The 24,199-nt window shown below is 71.8% G+C and carries 16 protein-coding genes; 14 read left to right on the forward strand and 2 right to left on the reverse strand.

Features of this window, described 5'->3' with window-relative positions; all coding sequences use genetic code 11:
• Nucleotides 1-198: 198 nt before the first annotated feature.
• The 3 genes from KIP79_RS44020 (at nt 199) to KIP79_RS44030 (ending at nt 6,326) form a co-directional block, all read left to right on the forward strand.
• The gene (locus tag KIP79_RS44020) at nt 199-960 is read left to right on the forward strand and encodes a DoxX family protein (RefSeq protein WP_214111024.1); all 762 of its coding nucleotides are present in this window, start codon (nt 199-201) and stop codon (nt 958-960) included.
• A 225-nt stretch (nt 961-1,185) separates the two neighbouring features.
• On the forward strand, nt 1,186-2,556 hold the full coding sequence (locus KIP79_RS44025) for an SPFH domain-containing protein (RefSeq protein ID WP_214111025.1): 1,371 nt from the start codon (nt 1,186-1,188) through the stop codon (nt 2,554-2,556).
• Nucleotides 2,553-6,326, forward strand: coding sequence for an AAA family ATPase (locus tag KIP79_RS44030; protein ID WP_214111026.1), 3,774 nt, complete (start codon nt 2,553-2,555; stop codon nt 6,324-6,326). Before KIP79_RS44025 ends, KIP79_RS44030 begins: the two co-directional genes overlap by 4 nt.
• Here the strand turns inward: KIP79_RS44030 and KIP79_RS44035 are convergent.
• Both KIP79_RS44035 and KIP79_RS44040 read right to left on the reverse strand, forming a co-directional pair.
• Entirely contained in the window at nt 6,280-7,743 is a 1,464-nt protein-coding gene (locus tag KIP79_RS44035; protein WP_214111027.1) for an SPFH domain-containing protein, read from the reverse strand. The two genes, KIP79_RS44030 and KIP79_RS44035, sit on opposite strands and share 47 nt — an antisense overlap.
• A 7-nt stretch (nt 7,744-7,750) precedes the next feature.
• The gene (locus KIP79_RS44040; protein WP_214111028.1) at nt 7,751-9,064 is read right to left on the reverse strand and encodes a DUF4407 domain-containing protein; all 1,314 of its coding nucleotides are present in this window, start codon (nt 9,062-9,064) and stop codon (nt 7,751-7,753) included.
• Between the two features lie 169 nt (nt 9,065-9,233).
• Between KIP79_RS44040 and KIP79_RS44045 the strand changes: the two genes are divergently transcribed.
• The 11 genes from KIP79_RS44045 (at nt 9,234) to KIP79_RS44095 (ending at nt 23,736) form a co-directional block, all read left to right on the forward strand.
• Nucleotides 9,234-10,196 carry an isopenicillin N synthase family dioxygenase gene (locus tag KIP79_RS44045; RefSeq protein WP_214111029.1) on the forward strand — a complete coding sequence of 321 codons (963 nt, stop codon included), beginning with the start codon at nt 9,234-9,236 and terminating at the stop codon, nt 10,194-10,196.
• Between the two features lie 149 nt (nt 10,197-10,345).
• Complete coding sequence (locus KIP79_RS44050; RefSeq protein WP_214111030.1) at nt 10,346-12,700, forward strand: AAA family ATPase; 2,355 nt, start codon at nt 10,346-10,348, stop codon at nt 12,698-12,700.
• A 93-nt stretch (nt 12,701-12,793) separates the two neighbouring features.
• Entirely contained in the window at nt 12,794-14,545 is a 1,752-nt protein-coding gene (locus KIP79_RS44055; RefSeq protein WP_214111031.1) for an ABC transporter substrate-binding protein, read from the forward strand.
• Nucleotides 14,545-15,543, forward strand: a complete 999-nt coding sequence (locus KIP79_RS44060) for an ABC transporter ATP-binding protein (RefSeq protein WP_214111032.1) — start codon at nt 14,545-14,547, stop codon at nt 15,541-15,543. Before KIP79_RS44055 ends, KIP79_RS44060 begins: the two co-directional genes overlap by 1 nt.
• Nucleotides 15,540-16,487, forward strand: coding sequence for an ABC transporter ATP-binding protein (locus tag KIP79_RS44065; RefSeq protein ID WP_214111033.1), 948 nt, complete (start codon nt 15,540-15,542; stop codon nt 16,485-16,487). The genes KIP79_RS44060 and KIP79_RS44065 overlap by 4 nt, the downstream gene beginning before the upstream one ends.
• Nucleotides 16,484-17,431: an ABC transporter permease gene (locus tag KIP79_RS44070; RefSeq protein ID WP_214111034.1), complete on the forward strand. Its 948-nt coding sequence runs from the start codon at nt 16,484-16,486 to the stop codon at nt 17,429-17,431. The genes KIP79_RS44065 and KIP79_RS44070 overlap by 4 nt, the downstream gene beginning before the upstream one ends.
• Before the next feature lie 7 nt (nt 17,432-17,438).
• Nucleotides 17,439-18,392, forward strand: a complete 954-nt coding sequence (locus KIP79_RS44075) for an ABC transporter permease (protein ID WP_214111035.1) — start codon at nt 17,439-17,441, stop codon at nt 18,390-18,392.
• A 55-nt stretch (nt 18,393-18,447) separates the two neighbouring features.
• Entirely contained in the window at nt 18,448-19,416 is a 969-nt protein-coding gene (locus tag KIP79_RS44080) for an ABC transporter permease (RefSeq protein ID WP_214111036.1), read from the forward strand.
• Nucleotides 19,413-20,312 carry an ABC transporter permease gene (locus KIP79_RS44085; protein WP_214111037.1) on the forward strand — a complete coding sequence of 300 codons (900 nt, stop codon included), beginning with the start codon at nt 19,413-19,415 and terminating at the stop codon, nt 20,310-20,312. Before KIP79_RS44080 ends, KIP79_RS44085 begins: the two co-directional genes overlap by 4 nt.
• Nucleotides 20,309-22,063 carry a dipeptide ABC transporter ATP-binding protein gene (locus tag KIP79_RS44090; RefSeq protein ID WP_214111038.1) on the forward strand — a complete coding sequence of 585 codons (1,755 nt, stop codon included), beginning with the start codon at nt 20,309-20,311 and terminating at the stop codon, nt 22,061-22,063. The genes KIP79_RS44085 and KIP79_RS44090 overlap by 4 nt, the downstream gene beginning before the upstream one ends.
• Nucleotides 22,060-23,736, forward strand: a complete 1,677-nt coding sequence (locus tag KIP79_RS44095) for an ABC transporter family substrate-binding protein (protein WP_250214860.1) — start codon at nt 22,060-22,062, stop codon at nt 23,734-23,736. The genes KIP79_RS44090 and KIP79_RS44095 overlap by 4 nt, the downstream gene beginning before the upstream one ends.
• Nucleotides 23,737-24,199: the final 463 nt, after the last annotated feature.

Consider the following 24,199-nt stretch of genomic DNA (forward strand, 5'->3'; position numbering starts at 1 on the left):
CCCGCGGGTGGTGCCGCGGGTGCAGATCGGCAGCACGGGCGGCGGTGGCGGCGCTGCTGCCCCGGCGGCCGTCCGTGCGCCGGGTGGCCCGGGAGCCGGAACGGGTCGCCGCCTGACCCCGGGCGCGGTGTATTGAGGGGCCCTCTTTGGGCAGAAATGCATAGGAAAGCCACCCCCAAGCGCTTAAGAATGAGTCCCGTGAAGAGAACATTGCACGATTTGGCTTCGCTGGCCGCCCGGATAGGCGTCGGCGGGATCTTCTTCGCCAACGGCTGGGAGAAGCTGGAGGCGGGGCTGAACGCCACCCGCGACCAGTTCCAGCAGTTGCAGGCCCCCCTTCCCGGCTTCTGGGCGCCGACCACCATGCTCATCGAGCTGGTCGGCGGCGTGCTGCTGATCGCCGGGCTGGCCGTGCCCGCCATCGGCGTGCTGCTCTTCGCCGAGGCGCTGGCCGTCTTCATCCTCACCGCCGGGGACGCCGCGCTGCCGCTCACCGGTGGGAACGTCAGCCTCATCGTGGCGCTGGGCGCCGCCTCGATCCTGCTCGCGGTGAACGGCGGTGGTCGCCTCTCGGTCGACCACATGGTCATCATCAAACGCCGGGAGGCCGAGGACGCCGACGACTACGCCGCCGAAGCCGAGGCGGACGCCGTGCTCAACGCCCTCCGCGAACCGGCCTCACCCGACCCCAAGGGTCCCGTGACGTTCCCGGCCTCCTCCTCTCCGGCGGCGGTCACCGAGGAACTCACCAAGCCCAAGCCCCGCCGCCCCGCCAAGAAGGCCGAGGAGACCACCGGCGAGCACCGCGCCGAGCCCTCGCCCGCCGAACCCGCCAAGCCCGAACCCGCCAAGCCGGCGGCTGCCAAACCCGAGCCCGCCAAAACCGAAACCGGCCGGCGCGCCGGCGGCGAGGCCGGGGACACGCTGGTGGCGGGCCGCCGTTCCGGCAAGTCCGGCTAGGAGATCTGCCAGGCCGTATTGGCCACTGATAAATGGTCCCGGGGCGATCTTCAATTTGGCTGTCCCTATTCGGGTAACCCGTGCCGGAGGAACGTAAATCGGCTGCGGTGATCGGCCGATATTCCGGCGGATTGCTGTCTTCCCGTCATAATGCTATAGACCGGCTGTGGCGGGGGATGAGCGTTCGGTCGGCCGGATAGCCGATGTGTGGAGAGGCGACCCATCGTGGACGGAATATTGGTGGGGTTACTGGTGGCGCTGGGGGTGCTGCTGGTCGCGGGGCTCGTTCTCCGGCGCTGGTGGGAGACTCCTTCGCCGCAGCGGGCGGTGGTCTTCCCGGGGAGCGGGTTCGGGACGAGCGGGGACGGGGCCAATCTCCGGGTGGTGGTGGGGCGCCCCCGGCTGGTTCTTCCGCCGAGGCGGCATCGGGGGGAATTGAACCTCGGTACCCGGAATCTGGAAGTGGCCGTCGACTGCGAGACGAATCAGGCGTTGCGCGTCATAGTGACGGTTCACGTGATATATCGGGTCGGCAATAGCATCGAGCAGATTCGGCGGGCCGCGCTGCGGTTCCTCAAGGACCCCGAGCAGCTGCTCGAAGGAACCGTGAAAAACCTGGTCCTGCACAACATTCGCACGATAATCGGCGAGGGCTCGTTCCACTCGTTGCTGTTCGAGCAGACGGTGGTCACCGACAGGTTCAAAGAACGCGTCCGGCAGGACTTCCAGGCGTTCGGCCTGGTGCTGGAGAACGCGGGCATCGTCCGGGTCGAGGACGTGGACGGGCACGGCGAGGGCTACCGGCGGGCCGCCGTGGTGGAGGCCAGGCTCAAGAGGGACGAGGCGGAGCGGCGGCTGCGGGTGGAGACGGCGCGGGCGGACGCGGACGCCGCCGCCGAGGTGCACGACCACCAGTTACGCTCCCACCAGCTAGAACTCCAGATCGTCGAGCTCAACAAGGACCTGGAACGGAAGAACGCCGAGCTGGCCGCCAGGAACGCCCAGCTGGCCATGAAGGACGACCTGGCCAAGGCCGATCTGGAGCGCAAGCTGCACGACATGAAGGTCGACCAGGACGCCTACGCCACCGCCCAGCGCATCGCCCAGGAGAAGGCGGAACGCGAGGCCCGCAACGCGACCGACATCGAACTGCGCCGGGCGCTGGACCGGTCGGAGGCCGAGCGGCTGATGGTGGCGGCCAAGGCCGAGGGCCTCAAGATGAAGGAGCAGATCCAGGGCCTGTCCGCCGCCGAGGCGCACAACCTGATCACGCTCACCCTGGCCAAGGACATGCACAAGATCGCCGCCGCGGCCAAGGTGGAGCTGCCGAACCTGGAGAAGGTGATCCAGTCAGGCGGCGACACCTCCAGCCTGCTCAACAACCTGATCGGCATCGGGCTGCCGATCGCCGAGATGGTCGGCGAGGTGTTCAACCGCATCCGCGAGGCCGACCCGGCCCACACCATCGCCGCGCCCCCGCCGCAGGAGATCGCGCCGCCGACCCGGCCGGATTTCGGCCCACCGGAGATCGCCCCGCCCGCGCGGCCGACGCAGCGGGAGCAGGCCGCCGCCGACGGCCTGGACGAGCCGGAATGACGCCCGGCCCCACGGCCCGCGCCCTGGTGATCGCGGTCACCGGCTTCACCGGGGAGCGGTGGCCGCCGCTGCCGTTCGCCCCCCACGCCAGGGAGGCCGTCAGCGCCCTGCGCGCACTCGGCTACCGAACCGTCCCGCACATCAGGGAGAACCTCACCTCCGCCGAACTCGGCGCCCTGGTCAGGAACGAGGTACGCGCGGGCGGCCCCGACGACGTCCTGCTCGTGCACGTCCTCACCCACGGCCAGGTGGTCAACCAGTCCACCCTGTACGCCCTGGGCAGCGACGCCCGACGCGACCCCGACGCCGACGTGGAGACCTGGATCAGGACCGTCCAGAACGGCGAAGGCCACCCCCGCACCCTGTTCCTGCTCGACCTGTGCTCCGCCGGCCTGATGTCCCGCCTCCCCTGGCAGGCCGGCATACCCCGGGACCGCAACCGGGCCTGGGTGGTCGCCGCCTGCCAACCGGACGAGGCCGCCTACGACGCCCGCCTCACCCGGGCCCTGACCACCGTGCTGGGCAGGCTCGGGCAGGGCGAACTCGGCATCGACCCCGGCCGCGCGCACGTCCCGTTCCCCGCCTTCGCCCGGGAGCTCCGCCAGGAGGTGCGCCGGCTCACCAGGCACGGCTACGGCCAGCAGGTCACCGCCACCCTGGAGGACCCGAGCGACGACGGGCCGACGCCCCCCTTCTTCCGCAACAGCGCCCACGCCCCCGGCGCGACCACGCGGAGCGCGCCCCCGGACGGCCTGGCCTTTTTCGCCGCCCAGGCTGCCGGGCACTTCACCGGGCGCACCCGCGAACTGCGGCACCTGGCCCCGTGGATCGACCGCGCCGGGCCCGGCGACCTGGCCGTGGTCACCGGCGGGCCGGGCAGCGGAAAGTCGGCCCTGCTCGGCGTGCTGGTGTGCGCCGCCCATCCGAAGCTCCAGGCGAGCACCGCGGACCTGCTCACCGGGGCGGCCCGGCTGCCGATGCCCGTGCTCGACGGGATCGCGGCGGTTGCCGCCGCGCAGCGCGGGCTCGCCTCGTTCATCGGCGCGATCGCCGGGCAACTGGACCTGCCGCCGGACCTGCCGCCCGACGAACTGGTGGAGCGGCTGCTGGCCCGCGCCCGCCCCCCGCTGCTGGTGGTGGACGGCCTGGACGAGGCGGACGACGGCGTCGGCATCATGCGCCGGCTGCTGCTTCCCCTGGTCAGCACGCGCCGCCCCGACGGCGCCGCCGCGGCCCGGGTGCTGGTCGGCTGCCGCGCGTACGAGGAGTACGCCCCCCTGCTCACCCGCGCCGCCGCCGGGGGCGACCTGATCGACCTGGACACCGTCCCGGCCGAGGTGCTCCGCGCCGACCTGGCCACCTACGTGTTCCGGCTGCTCCAGCGGGAACCCCGCTACCAGCGGTACGGCGACGTCCAGGGCGCGTTCGCCGACGCGGTGGGGCGGGCGCTCACCACCGCCTCCCGGGGCGGCGGGCGGCAGGGGGAGTTCCTGGTGGCCGGTCTCTACACCCGCCACTTCGTCGCCGCGCACGCTCGCCCGGTGACCGACGCCAAACGGGCGCGGGAGCTGGGGGAGCAGGTGCCCAGGACGCCCGCCGAGGTCTTCGAACTGGACATCGCGGGCCGCCCCGCGCTCCGCGAGCTGCTGACCGTGCTGGCCACGGCCCGCGAGCCGGGCATGCCGGCCGGCGTGCTGTTCCGCCTGACGGGTGACGGGCGCACCCGGGCGGAACTGCGCGCCCTGCTCCGGGAGGCCCACCGCTACCTGCGGCTGTCCGCCGACGCGCGGGACGGCACGACCCTCTACCGGCTCTTCCACCGCAGCCTGGCCGACCATCTCGCGGCCTCGGCCCCCCAAGGCGGCCTGGACGCGATGCTCGGGATCCTGGGACCGCCCGCGGCCAGGGACTGGGAGGTGGCCGAGCCGTACGTGCTCGATCACGCCTGGGCCCACGCGGTCGCCGCCGGGCGGCGGGAGGAGCTGCTGGCGGATCCGGAGTACCTGCTCCGGCTGGGGCCCGAGGCGCTGGCGGCCGTGCTGCGGGAGGCCGGGGACCCGGCGCTGTCGGCGGTGTTCGCCGAGGTCCCGCCGTACGGGACGGCGCTGCCGGAGCGCCGGTACGCGCTGGCGCTGGCCGCCGCCCGCGCGGGCCGTACCGGCCTGGCGGCCCGGGCGGCGCGGCCCCCCGCCGCGCGGGAACTGCCGTGGCAACCCCTCTGGGCGGCCGGTGCGGCCGGTGCCGCCGAGACGGTGGAGAGCCGGTCCGCACCCGCTTCGTCCCCGGTGCCGCCCGGTGACGTCGAGCTGGCCAAAGGCAAGCGTCATCAGGAGATCCTGACCCTGGCCTGCGCCGTGGTCGACGGGCGGCCCACCGTCGTGGCCGCGCGGGAGGACGGGCGGTTGCAGCTGTGGGACCTGGTCTCCCGGCAGCCCGCTGGGCCGCCGCTCACCGGGCACGACGGGGCGATCAACGCCGTCGCCACTTTCACGGCGGACGGCCGCGCCCTGGCCGTCACGGCCGGCTCGGACGGCACGGTACGCGTGTGGGATCTGGCCGCGCGGACCGGCGTGCACGTGCTGCGCCCCGGCGAGGAGCCCTTCCTGCGTGGCGTGGCCGCGACCCGGCTGGACGGCCGCCACGTGGTGGTCGTGGCCAGCGGCGACGGCTGGCTGCGCGGGTGGGACGCGCTCGGCGAGCGGCCGGTGGGCGAGGAGTTCGGGCTGCGGCAGAGCATCCTCACCGGCGTGGCCTGCCTGCGCGCCCAGGGCCGTACGGTGGCGGTGACCACCGACGAGGACGGCCACGTGTGCGCCTTCGACCTGGGCACCCGCGAACTGATCGACCGCCGCGCGTACGCCCACGACGGCCCTGCGTACGCGGTGGCCTGCGCCGGGCCGCCCGACGCGCCGCTGGTGGTGACCACCGGCGACGGCGGCTCGATCCGGGTGTGGCGGCTGGGCGAGACCCTCGTCCCGGACGGCGAGCTCGCCGGGCACCGGGACACGGTCGCCACGGTGGCCTGCGCCACGATGCGGGGGCGGGACGTGGCGGTCACCGGCGGGGTGGACGGCCGGCTCATCGCCTGGGACCTCGCGGAGCGGCGCCAGATCTTCGAGGCCCTGCCCCGCCGTGGCTGGGTGCGCGCCGTGGCCACCGCCGCCTCCGGGCGTCCGCTGGCCGTGACCGCCGCGACCGGGGGCGCGCTGGCCGCCTGGGATCTCGCTGCGGCGCTGCCGGAGGCGCCGGCCACGGCGCCGGCGTCCACTACGGCGCCACGGGACGCCCAGGTGGTCCGCGTCGAGGTGCTGGGGGAGGAGGGCGCGGTCCGCCTCGTCTACGCCGGCGGCGGTGCCGCGACGCTCGACCCGCGCACCGGCGACCCGGTGGACACGGCCGCGCCGCCGCGCCCGGCCCCGGTGCTCTCCCTGCACGGCCGTACGCTGCTGCCCGTGGCCAGCCAGGACGACCCCCGCGTGCTCTGGCTCCAGGACGCCGCCGACGGACACGAACTGGGCCGCCACGAGACCCGGATCACGGCCGTGGCGGTCGCCGGGCCGGGCGACGGCGCGGGTCCGCTGGTGTTCAGCGGCGACGCGGCCGGGCGGGTGCGCGTCTGGGACCCGGACGGCCGGAGCCTGCCGGGTTTCACGGTGCCGGGGGAGGTCAGTGGCCTCACGGCGGTCGACGGCGAACTGCTCCTGGTCAACTGGCGGGGCGAGGTCATCGCGTTCCGGCACGCGCCAGAACCACGCGAGGCATTCCGGTGAGGGCGGCGAGGGCCTCGGCGAAGGCGTGCGCCCCCGCCGGGGTGAGCTCCCCGGCCGTCACCTCGGGGGAGACGCGCACGACGAGCCCGCCGCGCGCCTCGGCGGCTAGGGTGACCTGGGCCGCGTCCGGCCCGGCGAGGGCGTGGAACCAGGCGCGGACGGTCTCGTCCGGGTCGTCGAGGAGCGGCAGCGGCTGAAGCCGGTCGGCGCCCGCCGACTCCGCCACCCGCCAGCGCTCTCCGTCCAGCCCGTCCAGCAGGCCGGGGACGTCGTCGCTGACCACGTACAGCCAGCGCTTGCCGGACTGGGGCGCCGGGCCGGTGTGGCAGCCGGCCACCCGGGACCCGACCCCGAACGAGGCCAGGATCGTCCGCGCCCTCGGTGCCTTGACCAGATCCCTGGGCAGCCGCCAGGCGACGCTCACCGCGTCCCGCCCCGCGCTCTCGTCGTCCGGCTGGACCGCCGTGTCGGTGATCTCGGCGGTGAGCGCGGCCACCAGTTCGAGGTCGTTCTTCCCGAGCGCCTTGACGACCGGCTCCCAGGCGATCCCGTGCCTGCGCCACAGCAGCTCCCAGGCGTACATGGAGGCGATCACCCGGCAGGTGCGCGCGCGTTTTTCCTCGTCCTCCTCGCCCGCCGCGGCCAGAGCGCCGATCAGGTACGCGGCCGGCCGGGCGAAGTGATCGCCGGACAGGGCGTAGTCACGCGCCCGGCTGTCCAGGGCCTCCAGCTCCCGGTCGGTGTGGTCGGCCCAGCCGCGTACGCGCAGGCGGTCCAGCGGGCCGGGGGCGCCGGTGAGCAGCTGTTCGCGCGCCCGCCAGGCCAGCGACTCCGCGCGATCCCGTGTCTCGGCCAGGACGGCGGCGCGCCGGTCGCCGCGCCGTACCTCGCTCACCGGATCCGCCTCCAGCACGGCGGACTCCACCCGTACGATCTCCAGGAACTCGCCGGGATCGGCCGCCACCCGCTCCTCGGCCAGCTCGGCGACCTGCAGACCGTGCCGTCTGGCCTGCTGGTAGTCGAGATCGCCGAGGGCCCTGCGCAGCCGCCGGTCGAACTCCTCGCGGAGCGTGGCCGGATCGCTGAGGGTGGCGGCGTCGTACTCCTCGACCCACTCGATCAGCTCCTCGTCGTCGACCAGCGCGAGCCGCACCAGCGCGGTGACGGTCAGCGTCACGATCGCGCCGTCCCGCAGCCGGACCCGGGGGATCGTCGCCGTGTGCCGGACCACCCCCTGCCGGAACACCACGACCCCGAGATGGCCGTGGATCGGGACCCCGGAGAAGGGCCCGTGACGTCCCGGCCCGAGCACGCGGCGCGCCCGCCCGTTGTGTTTGAGCACCACCCGCTGGGTGGCGTCGACCGGGAAGCTCCGGGGCGCCCAGTCCTCCCAGGTGATCAGCTCGTCCAGCGACATCGAGGGCTTACCGGACCGGCTCGCCGGACGTCCCGTTCTGAGGGAGGTCCAGGTCGTCCTCGGTCATCCGGCGGAGCCGGCGGGACCGCCGTTCGTGGAAGTAGCGGTCGTCGGCGAGTTCGATCCGGGTCATCTCGCGCAGGTGCCGGCTGCGCTCGCGACCCCTGATCCGGGCGTTCATGATTCGTTCGTCCTTGGTGAGGATGCGCAATTCGGCGGCTTCTTCCACCTCGGCTTCCCGGGCGGCGAGCAGATTCTCGTACGGGCTTTTTCCGCCGCTGCCCATCAGCGCCTTTCCGGCGACCGGGAGCACGTCGACAAGCATGATCAGCAGGGCGATGACGAGGTGGCGGAAGAACACCGCGGTTTCTTCCGAGCTGAGCGCCGACAAGGCCCGCATCCGGATGAGCAGGCCGTTGACTTGGAAGTTGGCCGCTTTCGCGCGTTCGATTCTGTCGTTGCGTTCGGCCTCCATGGCGCTTTTCTGCTCGCGGAGGTTCGCGACATTCTGGTCGATCTTCTGCTGCGCCTTCTCGATCAGCTGGGCGAGGTGTTCCCGCTGCTCTTTCAACTTGTCCACCGCGTCTTGCTGGTTCACGACGTCACGCTGCCGCGCGGTGGCCTGGTCGCCGAATCCGACGATCCCGCTGAGCTCGCCACGGACCTCTTTGTCACGCAGGTCCTGACGGCGTTTCAACTCGTCGTTGGCGTCGCTGATCTGTTCGTCCTTGGCGTCGAGGGCGTCCTGTAATCTCGCCAGCTCGCCGGTGGGCGTCTGCGGTGCCGTCAGCTTGGTTATCTCCTCCCCCAGGGCCTTGACGTTCTCGCTCAGCTGGCTCTGCTCGATCTCGCGTTGTGCCTTGTCGTCCTCCTCGCGTTGGATGGCTGCCACCTTGGCGGTCACCTCGGGCTCGAAGATGAGCAGGATGAGCGGCTCGGAGATGGTCAGGCCGAGCACCACCGACAGGAGCAGGCGCGGGACCAGTGCGGCGATCTTGCCGCGCCGGGTGGCCCTGGACCGGTACGTGGAGACCAGCCAGCGGTCCAGGTTGAATATCGCGACACCCCAGAGGACGCCCGCCGTCACGCTCACCGCCGGGGCGGCCTTGAAGGCCAGCGAGATCGACACGCCCATCGCGATTCCGGCCATCACCGCCGTGGTGAGGACTCCGCCGCCCAGTCCTTCGTACCGTGACCGCTCGGCGGCCGGGCACTGATCGAGGATCTTCGGATCCGCCCCGCTCGCGAAGATCAGTAATCGTGAAATCGGACCATGACGCCTGCTGGGCACAGCGGCGTCATCCATCGGCTCGATCGCCATGCCCCTCCCGTGATTACCGCAGGCGAATCGCCGTTATTTGCACCAGTCTAGGGGAATTCAACGTCCTCGTTATGGTGAAGTGCCACGCCATTCAAACGTGAGTCGGATTTGCCGGTCAGGGCGGTCAGGGGGCACGTGACGCCTGAGCTCTGTGGGGGATAATTCCGGAATGAGCAGAAAACTACCTGTTATTGATGTATCCCCGTTCGTCGTGGGCGGCTCCGGCAAGGCCGAAGCGGCTCGGGCCATCGAGGCGGCCTGCGTGGACAGCGGCTTCTTCTACGTCACCGGCCACGGCGTCCCCGCCGACCTGGTCGCGCGGCTGGACGCGAGCGCGCGGCGCTTCTTCGAACTGCCGCCGGAGCGGAAGATGGAGATCGCGATGGCCCGCGGCGGGCGGGCCTGGCGGGGCTTCTTCCCGGTCGGCGGCGAGCTCACCTCCGGCCGGCCGGACCGGAAGGAAGGTATTTACTTCGGCGCCGAGAGCGAACCGGACGGACGTCCGCTCCGCGGCCGGAACCTGTTCCCGGCGGACGTGCCCGAGTTGCGCACGGCCGTGCTGGAGTACCTGGCGGTGCTGACCGAGGCGGCGCAGGCGGTGCTCCGAGGGGTGGCGCTCAGCCTCAACCTGGACGAGGAGTACTTCGCCTCCGGCTACACGGCCGATCCCACCATCCTGTTCCGGATCTTCCACTATCCGCCCGGCGGGGAACCGGACGAATGGGGGGTGGGCGAGCACACCGACTATGGGCTGCTCACCCTGCTGCTCCAGGACGAGAACGCGGGACTCCAGGTGCACAGCCAGGACGGCTGGCTGGACGCGCCGCCGATCCCCGGCACCTTCGTCTGCAACATCGGCGACATGCTGGACAAGCTGACCGGCGGCCACTACCGCTCCACGCCGCACCGGGTGCGCAACGCCAGCGGCAGGGAACGGCTGTCCTTCCCGTTCTTCTTCGACCCCGGCTGGGACAGCGAGGTCCCGCCGCTGCCGGCCGTACGGGGAAGGGACGGAGGACGGCCCCGCTGGGACGGGCAGGACCTGCGCGCGTTCTCCGGCACCTACGGGGAGTACCTGCTCGGCAAGGTCGGCAAGGTCTTCCCGGAGCTGCGGGCGGAGGTGCTCGACTAGACCGATTCTCGCCGAGTGTCCCGCTACCCCAAGAAAATTCACGAAAAATCAGGCATTTTCGGGATGGATGGGCGGCGCGCCGAACGGCGTGCGGGCGTCCATTCCGGCGTCCGGTGCGGTATAACCGGGGGGCGAACCGGGGAGGCGTGATGCTGGAGGATGGCCGGGCCCGTCCTACGGGACGCGCGGCTGCGCGGGACCTGTTCGAACAGGTCCGACTTCGCTATTTCCACCTTCCACCGGTCGCCCGGCGGGTGCTCTCCGTCGCGGTGCTGGTGGGAGCGCTGGCGCTGGCGGTGGGCTTCGGCTGGTCGCTGTGGAGCACGTTCTTCGTCACCGTGCTGCTGCTGTCCTTCCTCACCCTGGCGCTACGGTTCCCCCGCGCCGCCGCCACCACGCTGGTGCTGGCCGGTTACGTGATGCTGAGCCCGTGGACGGTCGGCATCCTGAGCGGCCGGCCCGCCGCGCCGTACGCGCTGCTGCCGCTCCTCCTGCTGGGCGGGATGGTGGCCGGGGCAGCCCACCTGATCCGCTGGGTGACCCCCTGGGTGACCACGCTGATGGCGCTCGGCGCGGCGGCCGTGGTGGCCTTCGGCCTGTCCGGCGTCTCGGTCGCCACCGGCGTCTGGGGGGCGTACGGGGTGGCCGCCGCCGTCCTGGTCTACCGCTTCCTGCTGGCCCGCAAGGTCAAGGCCGAACTGGCGGCCGAGCAGGCCCCCGTGCAGGTGCGCGCCCGCGCGGGCGCCCCGGCGCCCCAGGGCCAGGACCGGGGGGCCAAACCGCCGCCCCCGATCACGGTCGAGCAGGCGCTCGGCGAGCTGGAGAACATGGTCGGCCTGGCCCCGGTGAAGGAGCAGGTGCGCTCCATCGCGGCCTCCATCGAGGCGGCCCGGCTGCGCCGGGAGGCCGGGTACACCACCGAGCCGCCGATGCGGCACTTCGTCTTCGTCGGCCCGCCCGGCACCGGCAAGACCAGCGTGGCCCGCAGCCTGGCCAAGATCTTCTACTCGTTCGGCCTGCTGGAGACCCCCTTCGTGGTCGAGGCCCAGCGCGCCGACCTGGTCGGGGAGTACCTGGGCGCCACCGCCATCAAGACCAACGAGCTGATCGACCGCGCGCTGGGCGGCGTGCTGTTCATCGACGAGGCGTACGGGCTGATCAACTCGGGCGACGGGCAACCCGACCGGTTCGGCCAGGAGGCGGTGCAGACCCTGCTGAAGCGGGCCGAGGACGACCGGGACCGGCTGATCATCATTCTGGCCGGCTACGAGAAGGAGATGGCCACGTTCCTGGCCTCCAACCCGGGCCTGTCCAGCCGGTTCGCCAGCCGGGTGCGCTTCCCCAGCTACTCTCCGGCCGAGCTGCTGGAGATCACCGAGGCGCTGCAGGCGGGCCGGGGCGACCGGCTGGCCCCCGAGGCGCGGCCGGTGCTCCGCGGGCTCTTCGAGGACGTGCACCGGCGCGGCCTGGTGGACGAGCTGGGCAACGCCCGGTTCGCCCGGAGTGTCGCCGAGGCCGCCGCCCAGGCCAGGGACGTCCGGGTGGTCAGCGCCGGTGGCGCGCCCCGGGGCGAGGACCTGGTGACCACCTCGGCGGCCGACGTGACCAAGGCGTTCCAGGAGATCACCGCCCGGTTCCGCGGGTACCAGGCCACCCCGACCCTGGAGGAGGCGCTGGCCGACCTGGACCGCATGGCCGGTCTGGAGCCGGTCAAGCGCCAGGTGCGCGCGATCACCGCGCAGCTGCGGGTGGCCAGGATGCGGGAGGAGCAGGGGCTGCCCGTGCAGTCCCAGATGCGGCACTTCGTGTTCGTCGGGCCGCCGGGCACCGGCAAGACCACGGTGGCCCGGATCATCGGGCGCATCTTCTCCGCGCTCGGCCTGCTGGCCCGCGCCGACGTGGTCGAGGCCGCCAGGGCGGACCTGGTGGGGCAGCACCTGGGGGCCACCGCGATCAAGACCAACGAGCTGGTGGACCGGGCGCTGGGCGGGGTGCTCTTCGTGGACGAGGCGTACAGCCTGATCAATTCGGGGTACGCGGGCGGGGACGCGTTCGGGGCGGAAGCCGTACAGACCCTGTTGAAGCGGGCGGAGGACGACCGGGACCGGCTGGTGATCATTCTGGCCGGGTACGAGCGGGAGATGGACGCCTTCCTGGCCACCAACCCGGGCCTGTCCAGCCGGTTCAACCAGCGGGTGGCGTTCCCGTCGTACTCGCCGGAGGAGCTGGCCCGGATCGCGGTGATGACCGCGGAGGGCGCGGGAGACCTGTTCGACCCGGCGGCCCAGCGCGACCTGGCCGACGTGTTCGCCTACGTCTGCCAGGAGCGGCTGATCGACGGTCTGGGCAACGGGCGGTTCGCCCGGTCCCTGTACGAGCGGGCCGCGATGCGGCGGGACGTGCGGCTGGCCGCCCAGCACTCGGCGGGCCGGCCCGCGAGCGCGGCCGAACTGGTCACCATCACCAGCGCGGACGTGCGCTCGGCGGTGGACGAGCTCTCCTGAGGCCGCTGCCGAAGGCTTGACCCGTCCTTTACGTGTTGCTGGGCTTAATCGCTCGCGCCCGCTCACATCATGGATCCCGGGGGGTGCGCTCGGTTGAGGATTCGTGACGGAATGGTGTGCGCGACGCTACTGCTGGCAGTGGCGGCGTGTGGCGTCCGGGGCCCGGCTCCGGCCGCGCCCACCGGGTCACCTGAGTCGGGTGGCACGCTGCGGGTGGCCGGTTCGGGGGACGTCGACCACCTCGATCCCTCCTCGTCGTACACGGTCGTCGCCTACAACCTGGCCAGGACCTGGACCCGGCAGCTTGTCTCGTATCCGGCCAGCAAGGACTTCAAGACCGCCACCACTCCCGTGCCCGACGTGGCCGAGGCGCTGCCCAAGGTGAGCGGGGACGGGCGCACCTACACCTTCACCATCCGGCGGGGCGTGCTGTGGAACACCACCCCCGCCCGGCAGGTGGTGGCCGAGGACTTCGTCCGGGGGCTGAAGCGGCTGGCCAACCCCGTGCAGCCGTCCGGGGGGATCTCGTACTTCACCCAGACCATCGACGGCATGCAGGAGTTCTTCAAGGCGTTCCAGCAGGCGCCGAAGACCGCCGCGGGCATCTCCGCGTTCATGCAGCACAACGAGATCCGGGGGGTGCGCGCGATCGATCCGCGCACGCTGGAGATCCGGCTCACCGCGCCGGCCAGCGACTTCCTCAACATCATGGCGCTGACCTTCGCCTCCCCGGCGCCCGTGGAGTACGAGCGGTACGTGCCCGACGGCCCCGAGTTCCGGCAGCACACGATCTCGCTGGGGCCGTACCGGATCGAGCAGTACGCGGCGGGCCGGTCCATCCTGCTCGTCCGCAACCCCTCCTGGAAGCAGGAGGCGGACCCGCTCCGCCACCAGCACGTGGACCAGATCCGCATCACCCTCGGCCAGGACAGCACGGACGTGGTCCAGCAGCAGCTGGAGGCGGGCACCTCGGACCTGTCCTGGGACCTGCCGGTGCCCACCTCCGCCATCCAGCGGTTGACCGGCGACCCGAACTTCCACATCTACAAGGGCTCCTCGCTCAGCCCCTTCCTCTCCTTCAACCTGCAGAGCCCGAACAACAACCGGGCGCTGGCCAACCTGAAGGTCCGGCAGGCCATCAACTTCGCCGTCAACAAGGTGGCGATCACGCGCATCTACGGAGGAAGCCGGTTGAACACGATGCTGGACGGGGCCATCCCGCCGGGCAGCTCGGGGTACGACCCGGCGGTCCGGCCGTACGCGACGCAGGGCGGGACCGGGGACCCCGCGCGGTGCAGGTCGATGCTGGCCGAGGCGCGCGTCAGCAATCTGACCCTGCAGTTCCCCTACCGGAACAGCGGCAACCACCCCAAGGTCGCGCAGTCCATCGCCGCCAACCTGACCAAGTGCGGCATCGCCACCAAGCTGATCGCGACCTCCTCCGACGACTTCTACGGGCGGTACCTGTCCAGCGTGGCCAAGAGCCGCGAGGGCAAGTGGGACATCGGCGCGCCGGGCTGGCTGCCCGACTGGTACGGCAACAACGGCCGCTCCATCGTGGTCCCCCTCTTCGACGGCACCAACTACGCCGAGGGCTCAACCAACTACGGCGACTACAACAACCCCGAGGTCAACGCGCTGATCCACGAGGCGCTCACCGCCAAGACCGGGGAGACCGCCGCCAAGCTCCTGCGCGAGGCCAACAAGAAGATCATGGCGGACGCCCCGATCGTCCCGCTGGCCTCGCAGAACGTGCCGACCTTCCACTCCCGGCGGGTGATGAACGCGATCTACTCGCCGCTCTCCCAGCAGTTCGACTACACCCAGCTCTGGCTGGTCTCCTGATGGCGCTCCTCGAGGTCGCGGACCTCCGTGTCACCTTCCCCACCCCGGACGGCCCGGTGCAGGCGGTCCGCGGGGTGAGTTTCCAGGTGGACCGGGGCCGCACGCTGGGCATCGTGGGCGAGTCCGGTTCCGGCAAGAGCGTCAGCACGCAGACCCTGATGGGCCTCACCCAGGGTGCCCGGGTGTCCGGTTCCGCGAAGTTCGAGGGCCGCGAGCTGATCGGCATGCCCGAGCCTGAGCTGCGGAAACTGCGCGGCGCCCAGATCTCGATGATCTTCCAGGACCCGCTCTCCAGCCTGCACCCGCTCTACACCGTGGGCTGGCAGATCGTGGAGGCCATCCGGCTGCACGAGCCCGCCACCACCAAGGCCCAGGCCAGGAAGCGCGCGATCGAGCAGCTCGGCCTGGTCGGCATCCCGCAGCCCGACCGCCGGGTGGACGACTACCCGCACCAGTTCTCCGGGGGAATGCGGCAGCGCGTGATGATCGCGATGGCACTGGCGCTCAACCCGAAGCTGATCATCGCCGACGAGCCCACCACCGCGCTGGACGCCACCGTGCAGGCCCAGATCCTGGACCTGATGATCCGGCTCCAGCAGGAGTTCGACACCGCGCTCATCATGATCACGCACGACCTCGGGGTGATCGCCGGCATGGCCGACGAGGTGCTGGTGATGTACGCGGGCAAGCCGGTGGAGCACGCGGAGCGCCGGGAGATCTACTACGCGCCGCACCATCCGTACACGGTGGGCCTGCTGGAGTCGGTACCCAGCGTGTCCGGCGCCAAGGACCGGCTGCGGCCGGTGCCCGGCGCCCCGCCCAGCCTGCTCACCCCGCCGACCGGCTGCGGGTTCCACCCCCGCTGCCGGTACGCCATGCCCCGCTGCCCGGTCGAGGAGCCCCCACTGATCCGCGGCTCGGCCTGCTGGCTGCCCCGGGACATCGTGGGCACCGGGCCGGAGGCGGCGCGGCGCAGGTCCGAGGCGGCCGGCCGATGACCGCCCTGCTCCGCGTCAACGACGTGCGCAAGTACTTCCCGATCAAGGAAGGGCTGCTGATCCGGCGCGAGGTCGGCCGGGTGCACGCGGTGGACGGGGTGACCCTGGAGGTCCAGCCTGGGGAGACCCTCGGCATCGTGGGCGAGTCCGGCTGCGGCAAGTCCACGCTGGCCCGGTGCATCGCCGGGCTGCACGAGGTGACCTCGGGGTCGATCGAGTACCACGGTCTGGACCGTTCCAGGGGTCAGATCCAGATGATCTTCCAGGATCCGTACGGCTCGCTCAACCCGCGCCGCCGGGTGGGCTCGATCATCGCCGACCCGCTGGTCATCCACCGGTCCGGCACCCCCGCCGAGCGCCGCAACCGGGTGCGCGAGCTGATGGAACTGGTCGGGCTCAACCCCGAGCACTACAACCGCTTCCCCGCCGAGTTCTCCGGCGGCCAGCGCCAGCGCATCGGCATCGCCAGGGCGCTGGCCCTGCGGCCCCGGCTGATCGTCTGCGACGAGCCCGTCTCGGCCCTGGACGTGTCCATCCAGGCCCAGGTGATCAACCTGCTCAAGGACCTGCAGTCCGAACTCGGGCTCACCTACGTGTTCATCGCCCACGACCTGTCGGTGGTGCGGTACGTGAGCGACCGGGTGGCCGTGATGTACCTCGGCAAGGTGGTGGAGATCGCCCCGGCCGAGCAGCTCTACCGGTCGCCGCAGCACCCGTACACCAACGCGCTGCTGTCGGCCGCCTCGGTGGCCGACCCCGACCTGGCCGCCAAGCGGGAGCGCATCCTCCTGACCGGGGACGTGCCCTCGCCGATCCTGCCCCCGCCCGCCTGCCGGTTCCACCCGCGCTGCCCGAAGGCCGCGCCGCGCTGCTCGGCGGAGGAGCCGCTGCTGCTCGGGGAGGACCACCGCACCGCCTGCCATTACCCGGGGGTGATGATATGAGCCTGATCGAAGCCTCGTCCGAAGCCGAGCACACGCCCGGCATCACCCCCGCCGTACGCGGCAAGGGGCCCTGGCAGCTGGCCTGGGAGCGGTTGCAGCGGGACCGGGCCGCGATGGTCTCGCTGGCGGTGATCTGCGTCATCGTGCTGCTTGCCGTTTTCGCGCCGGTGTTCGCGGCGGTCACCGGCCACGGCCCGCAGGACCAGTTCCCGGAGACCGGCCTCACCCCGGAGGGCCTGCCGGTCGGGCCAGGCTCCGGGTTCTGGCTGGGCGCCGACAGCCTCGGCCGCGACCTGTTCGTGCGCCTGCTGTACGGCGCCCGCGTCTCGCTCCTGGTGGGAGTGCTCTCCACACTGCTGGCCACCGTGTTCGGCGTGGTCACGGGAATGCTCGCCGGGTTCTACGGCGGCTGGGTGGACGGGGTGCTGGCCCGGCTGCTCGACGTGGTGCTGAGCTTCCCCTACCTGCTGGTGGCGATCGTGCTGGTGGCCGCGCTGGGGGCGGGGGTGCCGCTGATGATCCTGGTCATCGCGTTCTTCTCGTTCGCGGCCATGGCCCGGGTGGTGCGCGGGCAGACCATGGCGTACAAGGAACGGGAGTTCGTGGAGGCGGCCCGGTCGCTGGGGGCGAGCAAGCTGCGCACCATGTTCGTGGACCTGCTGCCCAACCTGGTGGCCCCGGTCACCGTGCTGGCCTCGCTGCTCATCCCCACCGCGATCGTGTTCGAGGCCACCCTGTCCTTCCTCGGCCTGGGGGTGGACCCGCGCACGCCGAGCTGGGGGGCGATCCTGGCCGACTCCACCGACTACTACCGGGTCGCGCCCGGGCTGCTGATCTTCCCGGCACTGCTGCTGCTGATCACCACGCTCGCCTTCAACCTGCTCGGCGACGGCATCCGGGACGCTCTCGACCCGCGCAGCGACCGGCTGCTCTCCCGGAAGTAGGCCGACGATGTGGCGTTTCGTGATCCGCCGTGCCCTGTTCGGCCTGCTGGTGCTCTGGCTGGTGGCCACCACGGTCTTCCTGCTGTTCTTCGCGGGGCCCGCCGACAGCGTGGCCCGCCGCCTGGCCGGGCCGCGGGCGCCGCAGGAGGTGGTCAACCAGATCAGGGACACGCTGGGCCTGGACCGGCCGCTGACCCAGCAGTACCTGGGCTTCCTGAACAAGCTGCTCCACGGCGACCTGGGCACCTCCTTCATCAGCCAGACGCCGGTGAGCACGCTCATCATGGCCAGCCTGCCGGCCACGCTCTGGCTGGTGGCGGGGGCGGCGGCGCTCTGGCTGACGGCCGGGGTCACCGGCGGGGTGATCTGCGCCACCGCGCCGCGCAGCCTGCGGGACCGGCTCATCACCGTCACGGTGCTGGCGGGCATCTCGCTGCCGACCTTCGTGCTCGGCATTTTCATGATTTTCCTGGCGCTGTCGGTGTTCCCCTGGCTGGGGCTGGCGCCGGGGCCGTACATCCCGCCGCTGGAGGACATCCGGGGCTTCTTCCAGGTCATGATCATGCCGTGGATCACCCTGGCCGTGGTGCAGGCCGCGGTGTACGTGCGGCTCACCCGGGGGTCCATGCTCGACACGCTGGGCGAGGACTACATCAGGACCGCGCGGGCCAAGGGCGCGCCGGAGCACCGGGTCACCTACCGGCACGGCCTGCGGGCCGCGCTCACCCCCGTGGTGACCCAGTTCGGGGTGGACATCGGGGCGCTGCTCGGCGGGGTGGTGGTGACCGAGTCGGTGTTCGGGCTCCAGGGTCTTGGCCAGCTGATGATCCGGTCGGTGCGGGACGGGGACCTGCCGGTGATCATCGGCGCGGCCGTGCTGGCGGCGGCGTTCATCGTGGTGGCCAACATCCTGGTGGACATCGCGTACTCGTTCCTCGATCCGCGGGTCCGGCTCACCTGAAACTGTCACTGACTGTCGCTAGTCTGTTGCGGACGGTGAATGGTTGGGGGGAGTGGTGGCAAGTTTCCTGGTCCGGCGGCTGGTGGGGTACGTGGTGCTCGTCGCCGTCGCCACCAGCCTGGCGTACCTGCTGGCCGCCTCCGCGCTGGATCCGCGGGCCAACTACGCCGACCGCAGCCCCCGGCCGCCGGAGGCCGCGGTGGACGCGCAGCTGTCCGCCTACAACCTGAACGACAAGGATCCGCTGCTCGTGCGGTACGCGACGTGGGCCGCCGGGGTGCTGCGCGGGGACTTCGGGCGGAGCTGGAACGGCTCGCCGGTCAACGACGACCTGGCCCGGCGGGCCGGGGTCACCCTCCGGCTGGTGGGCTGCGGTCTGGTGCTGGGCGCGGTGGCGGGGGTGGCCGTGGGGGCGGTCGCGGCGGCCGGGCAGTACGGGTGGTTCGACCGGCTCTCGACGGCCGTGGCGTTCTTGCTGCTGGCGGTGCCGACCGTGGTGCTGGCCAACACGCTGGTGATCGCCGCGGTCTGGCTCAACGACCTGACCGGGGTGCGGCTGCTGATGGTCAGCGGCGAGACCACCCCGGGGGCGGCCTCCCTGCTGGACCGGGTCCAGCACCTGGCGCTGCCCACCCTCACCCTGGCGCTGGCCATGGCCGCCGTGTTCAGCCGCTACCAGCGCAACCTGATGCTCGACGTGCTCGGCGCCGACTTCGTCCGCACCGCGCGGGCCAAGGGCCTGTCCCGGGCGGCCGCCGTCCGGCGGCACGCGCTGCGCGTGGCGCTCATCCCCGTCGTCACCTACTTCGCCTTCACCTTCGGCGCCCTGCTCGTCGGCGCCACCGTCACCGAAAGCGTCTTCGGGTGGTACGGCTTGGGCCAGCAGCTGGTGGCCGCCATCCGGGGCAACGACGTGAACACGGTGGCCGCGATCAGCTGCCTGGCCGCGCTGGCTCTGCTGGTGGCGGCCCTGGCGGCCGACCTGCTGCACGCCGCGCTGGATCCCCGGGTGAGGGTCGCGTGACCACCGACGTGACCACCGAGGCGCCCGTCGCCGCGCCGGCGGCGCCCTCCCGGCGGCGGGTGGTGGCCGGGCGCTTCCTGGCGTCCTGGCGCGGGCGGGCCGGTCTCGCGCTGCTCGCCGCGCTGTTCCTGCTGGCCTTCGCCGGGCCGCCGGCCGCCGCCTGGTCGTTCGAGGACCGCGACTTCCTGGCGTTCCTCAGCCCGCCGACGGCCGCCCACTGGTTCGGCACCACCCAGTCCGGGGCGGACGTGTTCGTGGTGACCATGCACGGCATGCGCAGGTCGCTGCTCATCGGCCTGCTGGTGGCGGTGGTGTCCACGGCGGTGGCGGCCGTGGTGGGGGCCTTCGCCGGGTACTACCTGGGCTGGACCGACCGGGTGCTCGGCTGGGTGACCGACCTGCTGCTGGTGCTCCCGGCCTTTCTGATCATCGCGGTGCTCTCCCCGGCACTCGGGCAGGGGGCCTGGCTCGTAATGGTCGGGCTGCTGGCGGCCTTCATGTGGATGGTCACCTCGAAGATGGTCCGGGGGCTGGCCGTCTCGCTGCGGAAGCGGGAGTACGTGCTGGCGGCGCGGTTCATGGGCGTGCCGGGATACAAGATCATCTTCCGGCATGTGATCCCGAACATGTCCTCCCTGCTCATCGTGGACGCCACGCTCAACGTCAGCGCGGCCATCCTGACCGAGACCACGCTCTCCTACTTCGGGTTCGGGGTGCGCCCGCCCGAGGTGTCCCTGGGCGGGCTGATCGCCGACGGGGCCGCCACCGCCCTCTACGCGCCCTGGACCTTCTGGTTCGCGGCCGGGCTGCTGATCCTCACCATCCTCGCCGTCAACCTGGCGGGGGACGCGCTGCGCGACGCCTTCGACCCGGCCTCCGGGGGTGCGCGCCGGTGAACGTGCTGGAGGTGCGGGATCTCGGGGTGCGCTTCGGGGAGGTGCCCGCCGTACGGGGGCTGGGGTTCGCGGTGGCCGGTGGCGAGGTGCTGGGCGTCGTCGGGGAGTCCGGGTCGGGCAAGTCGGCCGCCGTGCTCGCCGTGCTCGGGCTGCTGCCCCCCAAGGCCGTGGTCACCGGGTCGGTCCGGCTGCACGGGCGGGAGTTGGTCGGCGCGCCGGACAAGGAGCTCACCGCGCTGCGAGGCAAGGCCCTGGCCATGGTGTTCCAGGATCCGCTCGCCGCGCTCACGCCCGTGCACCGGGTGGGGGCGCAGATCGCCGAGGCCGTAAGGGTGCACCAGGACCTGTCGCGCAGGCAGGCCTGGGCACGGGCGGTCGAACTGCTCGACCTGGTGGGCATCGCCGAACCCGCGCGGGCGGCCCGGGCCTTTCCGCACGAGTTCTCCGGGGGCATGCGGCAGCGGGTGATGATCGCGATGGCCGTGGCCAACGATCCCGACGTGCTCATCTGCGACGAGCCGACCACCGCGCTGGACGTCACCGTGCAGGCCCAGGTGCTGGAGGTGCTGCGGGACGCGCGGCGGGAGACGGGGGCGGCCGTGGTGTTCGTCACCCATGATCTCGGGGTGGTGGCCGGGATCGCCGATCGGGTGCTGGTCATGCGGGAAGGGCGGGCGGTCGAGAGCGGGCCGGTGGAGGAGGTGTTCGCGCGGCCGCGCATGCCGTACACGCGGGAACTGCTCGCGGCGACGCCGCGCCTGGATCGTGAGGCTGCTGTCCTCCGCGGTGTGCCTCGGCCGCCGGTTCCGGTGCTGCGCGTGGAGAACCTGGTCAAGGAGTACCGGCGCGGGGTTCGCGTGGTGGACCGGGTCAGCTTGGACATCCGGGCGGGGGAGACCCTCGGCCTGGTCGGTGAGTCCGGTTGCGGGAAGACCACGCTGCTGATGGAGATCCTCGGGCTGGCCGCCCCCCGGCACGGGCGGGTCGTGGTGTTCGGGCGGGACACCGCTCGGCTCGGCCGCCGTGACCGGTTGGCGCTCCGGCGGGACCTGCAGATCGTCTTCCAGGACCCGATGGCCTCACTGGACCCCCGGATGACCGTCCACGACATCCTGGCCGAGCCGCTTCGCATGCACAGGCTGCCGCTCGACCGGGTGCCCGAGCTGCTCCGGCTGGTCGGCCTGGCCCCCGAGCACGCCGCCCGCTACCCGCAGGACTTCTCCGGCGGCCAGCGCCAGCGGATCGCCATCGCCAGGGCGCTGGCTCTGGAACCCCGGCTGCTGGTGCTGGACGAGCCGGTCTCCGCGCTGGACGTGCGCATCCGGGCCGGGGTGGTCGAGTTGCTCGCCGAGCTGAAGGCCCGGCTGGGTCTGGCCTACCTGTTCGTCGCGCACGACCTGGCCCTGGTCCGGCGCATCGCCGACCGGGTCGCCGTCATGTACCTGGGCCGGATCGCCGAGATCGGGCCCGCCGAGCGCGTTTTCTCCGCTCCCCGTCACCCCTATACGCGGGCGTTGCTGGCGGCGGTGCCGCTGCCGGACCCCGTCGCCGAGCGGGCCCGCCCCCGGGTGCCGCTCGCCGGTGAGACCCCCAGCCCGGCCGGGCCGCTCACCGGCTGCCGGTTCCGCGCCCGCTGTCCCGTCTATCCGGGGTTGCCCGAGACAGCGCGGTCCCGGTGCGCCGGCGAGGAACCCGAACTGGAGGGGCAGGACGGGGCCGCCTGCCATCACGCATCAGGAGGAGCACGTTGAGAGCAATCTGGATCGTGGCGTCGCTGCTGGCGTTGCCGGGCTGTGCCGTCCAGCAGGCCACCATCTCCGGCACGGCGTCGGCGATCAAGGCGTCCGACATCAATCCGATGCCGCGGGACAGGCTGCTCGACGGGGGCACCCTGCGGTGGGGGCTGAGCGAGTATCCGGCGCAGTGGAACCAGAACCACATCGACGGCAACCTGGCCAACGTCAAGACGGTGATGGACGCGCTGCTGCCGCATCCGTTCCGGTCCGACGAGCGGGCCAGGGTCGCCGTGGACCCCGCCTATGTGACCTCGGCCGAGGTCACCGCCACCACGCCCCGGCAGGTGGTCACCTACACGCTCAACCCGGCCGCCAAGTGGTCGGACGGCAAGCCGATCACGTACGCGGACTACGTGGCGCAGTGGAAGGCGCTCAACGGCACCAACAAGGCCTACCGGGTGGCGGTGATCACCGGGTACCAGGACATCGCGAGCGTGGCCCGGGGGCGGAACGACCACCAGGTGGTGGTGACCTTCATCCGGCCGTTCGGGGACTGGCGCTCCCTGTTCTCCCCGCTCTACCCGGCCTCCGCCAACGCCACCGCCGAGGCGTTCAACTCCGGCTGGACCAACCGCATCCCGGTGACGGCCGGGCCGTTCAAGCTTGAGGCGTTCGATCCGACGGCCAAGACGGTCACCCTGGCCCGGAATCCGGCCTGGTGGGGAACTCGGGCCAAGCTTGAGCAGATCATCTTCCGTGGTCTGGAGTCCGACGCCAGGATCGGCGCCTTCACCAACGGCGAGCTCGACGTGTTCGACATCGGGCCCTCCGCTCCCGACCTCGCCCGGGCCCGTGCCTCCCGCGACAGCGTGGTACGCCAGGCGGCTGGGCCAGATTTCCGGCATCTCACCTTTAATGGGGAGAGTCCGGTTTTGTCGGATGTGCGGGTGCGGCAGGCGCTGGCTCTCGGGGTGGATCGGAAGGTGCTCGCGCAGTCCGATCTGCAAGGGCTGAACTGGCCGGTCACGCTGCTGGACAACCATTTCCTGATGAACAGCCAGGAGGGGTACCAGTCCAACGCCGGCGATCTCGGCGCAGCCAACCTGGTGCGGGCCGGTCAGCTCCTGGACGCGGCCGGGTGGAAACTGGCCCAGGACGTCCGTTCCCGCAACGGGAGACCCCTCCAGGTGCGCTTCGTCATCCCATCGGGTCTGCAACTGGCCAAATCCGAAGGGGAACTGGTCCAGGCCATGCTCCGCCGACTGGGCGTGAAGGTCTCCCTCCAGACAGTCCCTAACAACGACTTCTTCACCAAATACATCATTCCCGGCAATTACGACATCGCGCCCTTCTCTTACATGGGCACGCCCTTCCCGGTCTCAGCGAGCTACGGAACCTACGCCAACGGCGTGACCAGGACCGGCGACGACATCACCTGGAACGCCAACCTGGGCCGCAGCGGCACCCCCCAAATCGACAAGGCCCTCCGCCTGGCCGGCGCCGAACTCGACCCCGCCAAAGCCCAAACCCAGCTCAACGCCGCCGACCGCCTGATCTGGCAACAGGTCAACGTCCTCCCCCTCTACCAACGCCCGCAGACCGTAGCCGTCCGCACCACCCTCGCCAACATCGGCGCCCGCGGCTTCCGCGACCTCAACTACTCCGACATCGGCTTCATCGCCCACTAACCACACCACCCGTCCAGGCGCCCAATCCAACCGGGCGCTTCGCTGCGCCTGATCACCCTGAGGACCCGCCCACTCCCTTGCTGACCTTAGGTCGGGCCCGGCTCCACTGGGGTCTGACCTTAGGTCGGGCCCGGGTCCGCCGGGGAGGTTGGTTGCGCTCGGACGCCCCGAGGAAACCGCATGGAGAGGCCCGGGTAGCCGCGGCCTCTTCCCGCCCGAGCGGTCCATGCCGTGAACATCGCCTGACCTGGACCCGGTACCAGCGAAGCCTGGCCCAACCCCGATCACATGGGTTGGGCGAAAGTCCCCACGGCACCCAATCTCTCGCGTGGCACGGTGACCGACCGCCCAGCCGGGCCCGACGTCAACGAGGGTGGGTGGGAGTCCCCCGGCAACCAACTTGCTACGTGTGGAGCTGGCACCCGGGGGATTCTGGTTGCCGCGGTTCTCCCGCCCACCCGCC

This window comes from Acrocarpospora catenulata (assembly GCF_018476525.1).
Taxonomy (GTDB): Bacteria; Actinomycetota; Actinomycetes; order Streptosporangiales; family Streptosporangiaceae; genus Acrocarpospora; species Acrocarpospora catenulata.

What these genes read in the sequence shown, in the direction of transcription:
- KIP79_RS44070 (WP_214111034.1), top strand. Translation starts at nt 16,484, where the DNA reads ATGAGCCTGATCGAAGCCTCGTCCGAAGCCGAGCACACGCCCGGCATC.
- KIP79_RS44060 (WP_214111032.1), top strand. Translation starts at nt 14,545, where the DNA reads ATGGCGCTCCTCGAGGTCGCGGACCTCCGTGTCACCTTCCCCACCCCG.
- KIP79_RS44035 (WP_214111027.1), bottom strand. Translation starts at nt 7,743, where the DNA reads ATGTCGCTGGACGAGCTGATCACCTGGGAGGACTGGGCGCCCCGGAGC.
- KIP79_RS44040 (WP_214111028.1), bottom strand. Translation starts at nt 9,064, where the DNA reads ATGGCGATCGAGCCGATGGATGACGCCGCTGTGCCCAGCAGGCGTCAT.
- KIP79_RS44075 (WP_214111035.1), top strand. Translation starts at nt 17,439, where the DNA reads ATGTGGCGTTTCGTGATCCGCCGTGCCCTGTTCGGCCTGCTGGTGCTC.
- KIP79_RS44065 (WP_214111033.1), top strand. Translation starts at nt 15,540, where the DNA reads ATGACCGCCCTGCTCCGCGTCAACGACGTGCGCAAGTACTTCCCGATC.
- KIP79_RS44045 (WP_214111029.1), top strand. Translation starts at nt 9,234, where the DNA reads ATGAGCAGAAAACTACCTGTTATTGATGTATCCCCGTTCGTCGTGGGC.
- KIP79_RS44050 (WP_214111030.1), top strand. Translation starts at nt 10,346, where the DNA reads ATGCTGGAGGATGGCCGGGCCCGTCCTACGGGACGCGCGGCTGCGCGG.
- KIP79_RS44030 (WP_214111026.1), top strand. Translation starts at nt 2,553, where the DNA reads ATGACGCCCGGCCCCACGGCCCGCGCCCTGGTGATCGCGGTCACCGGC.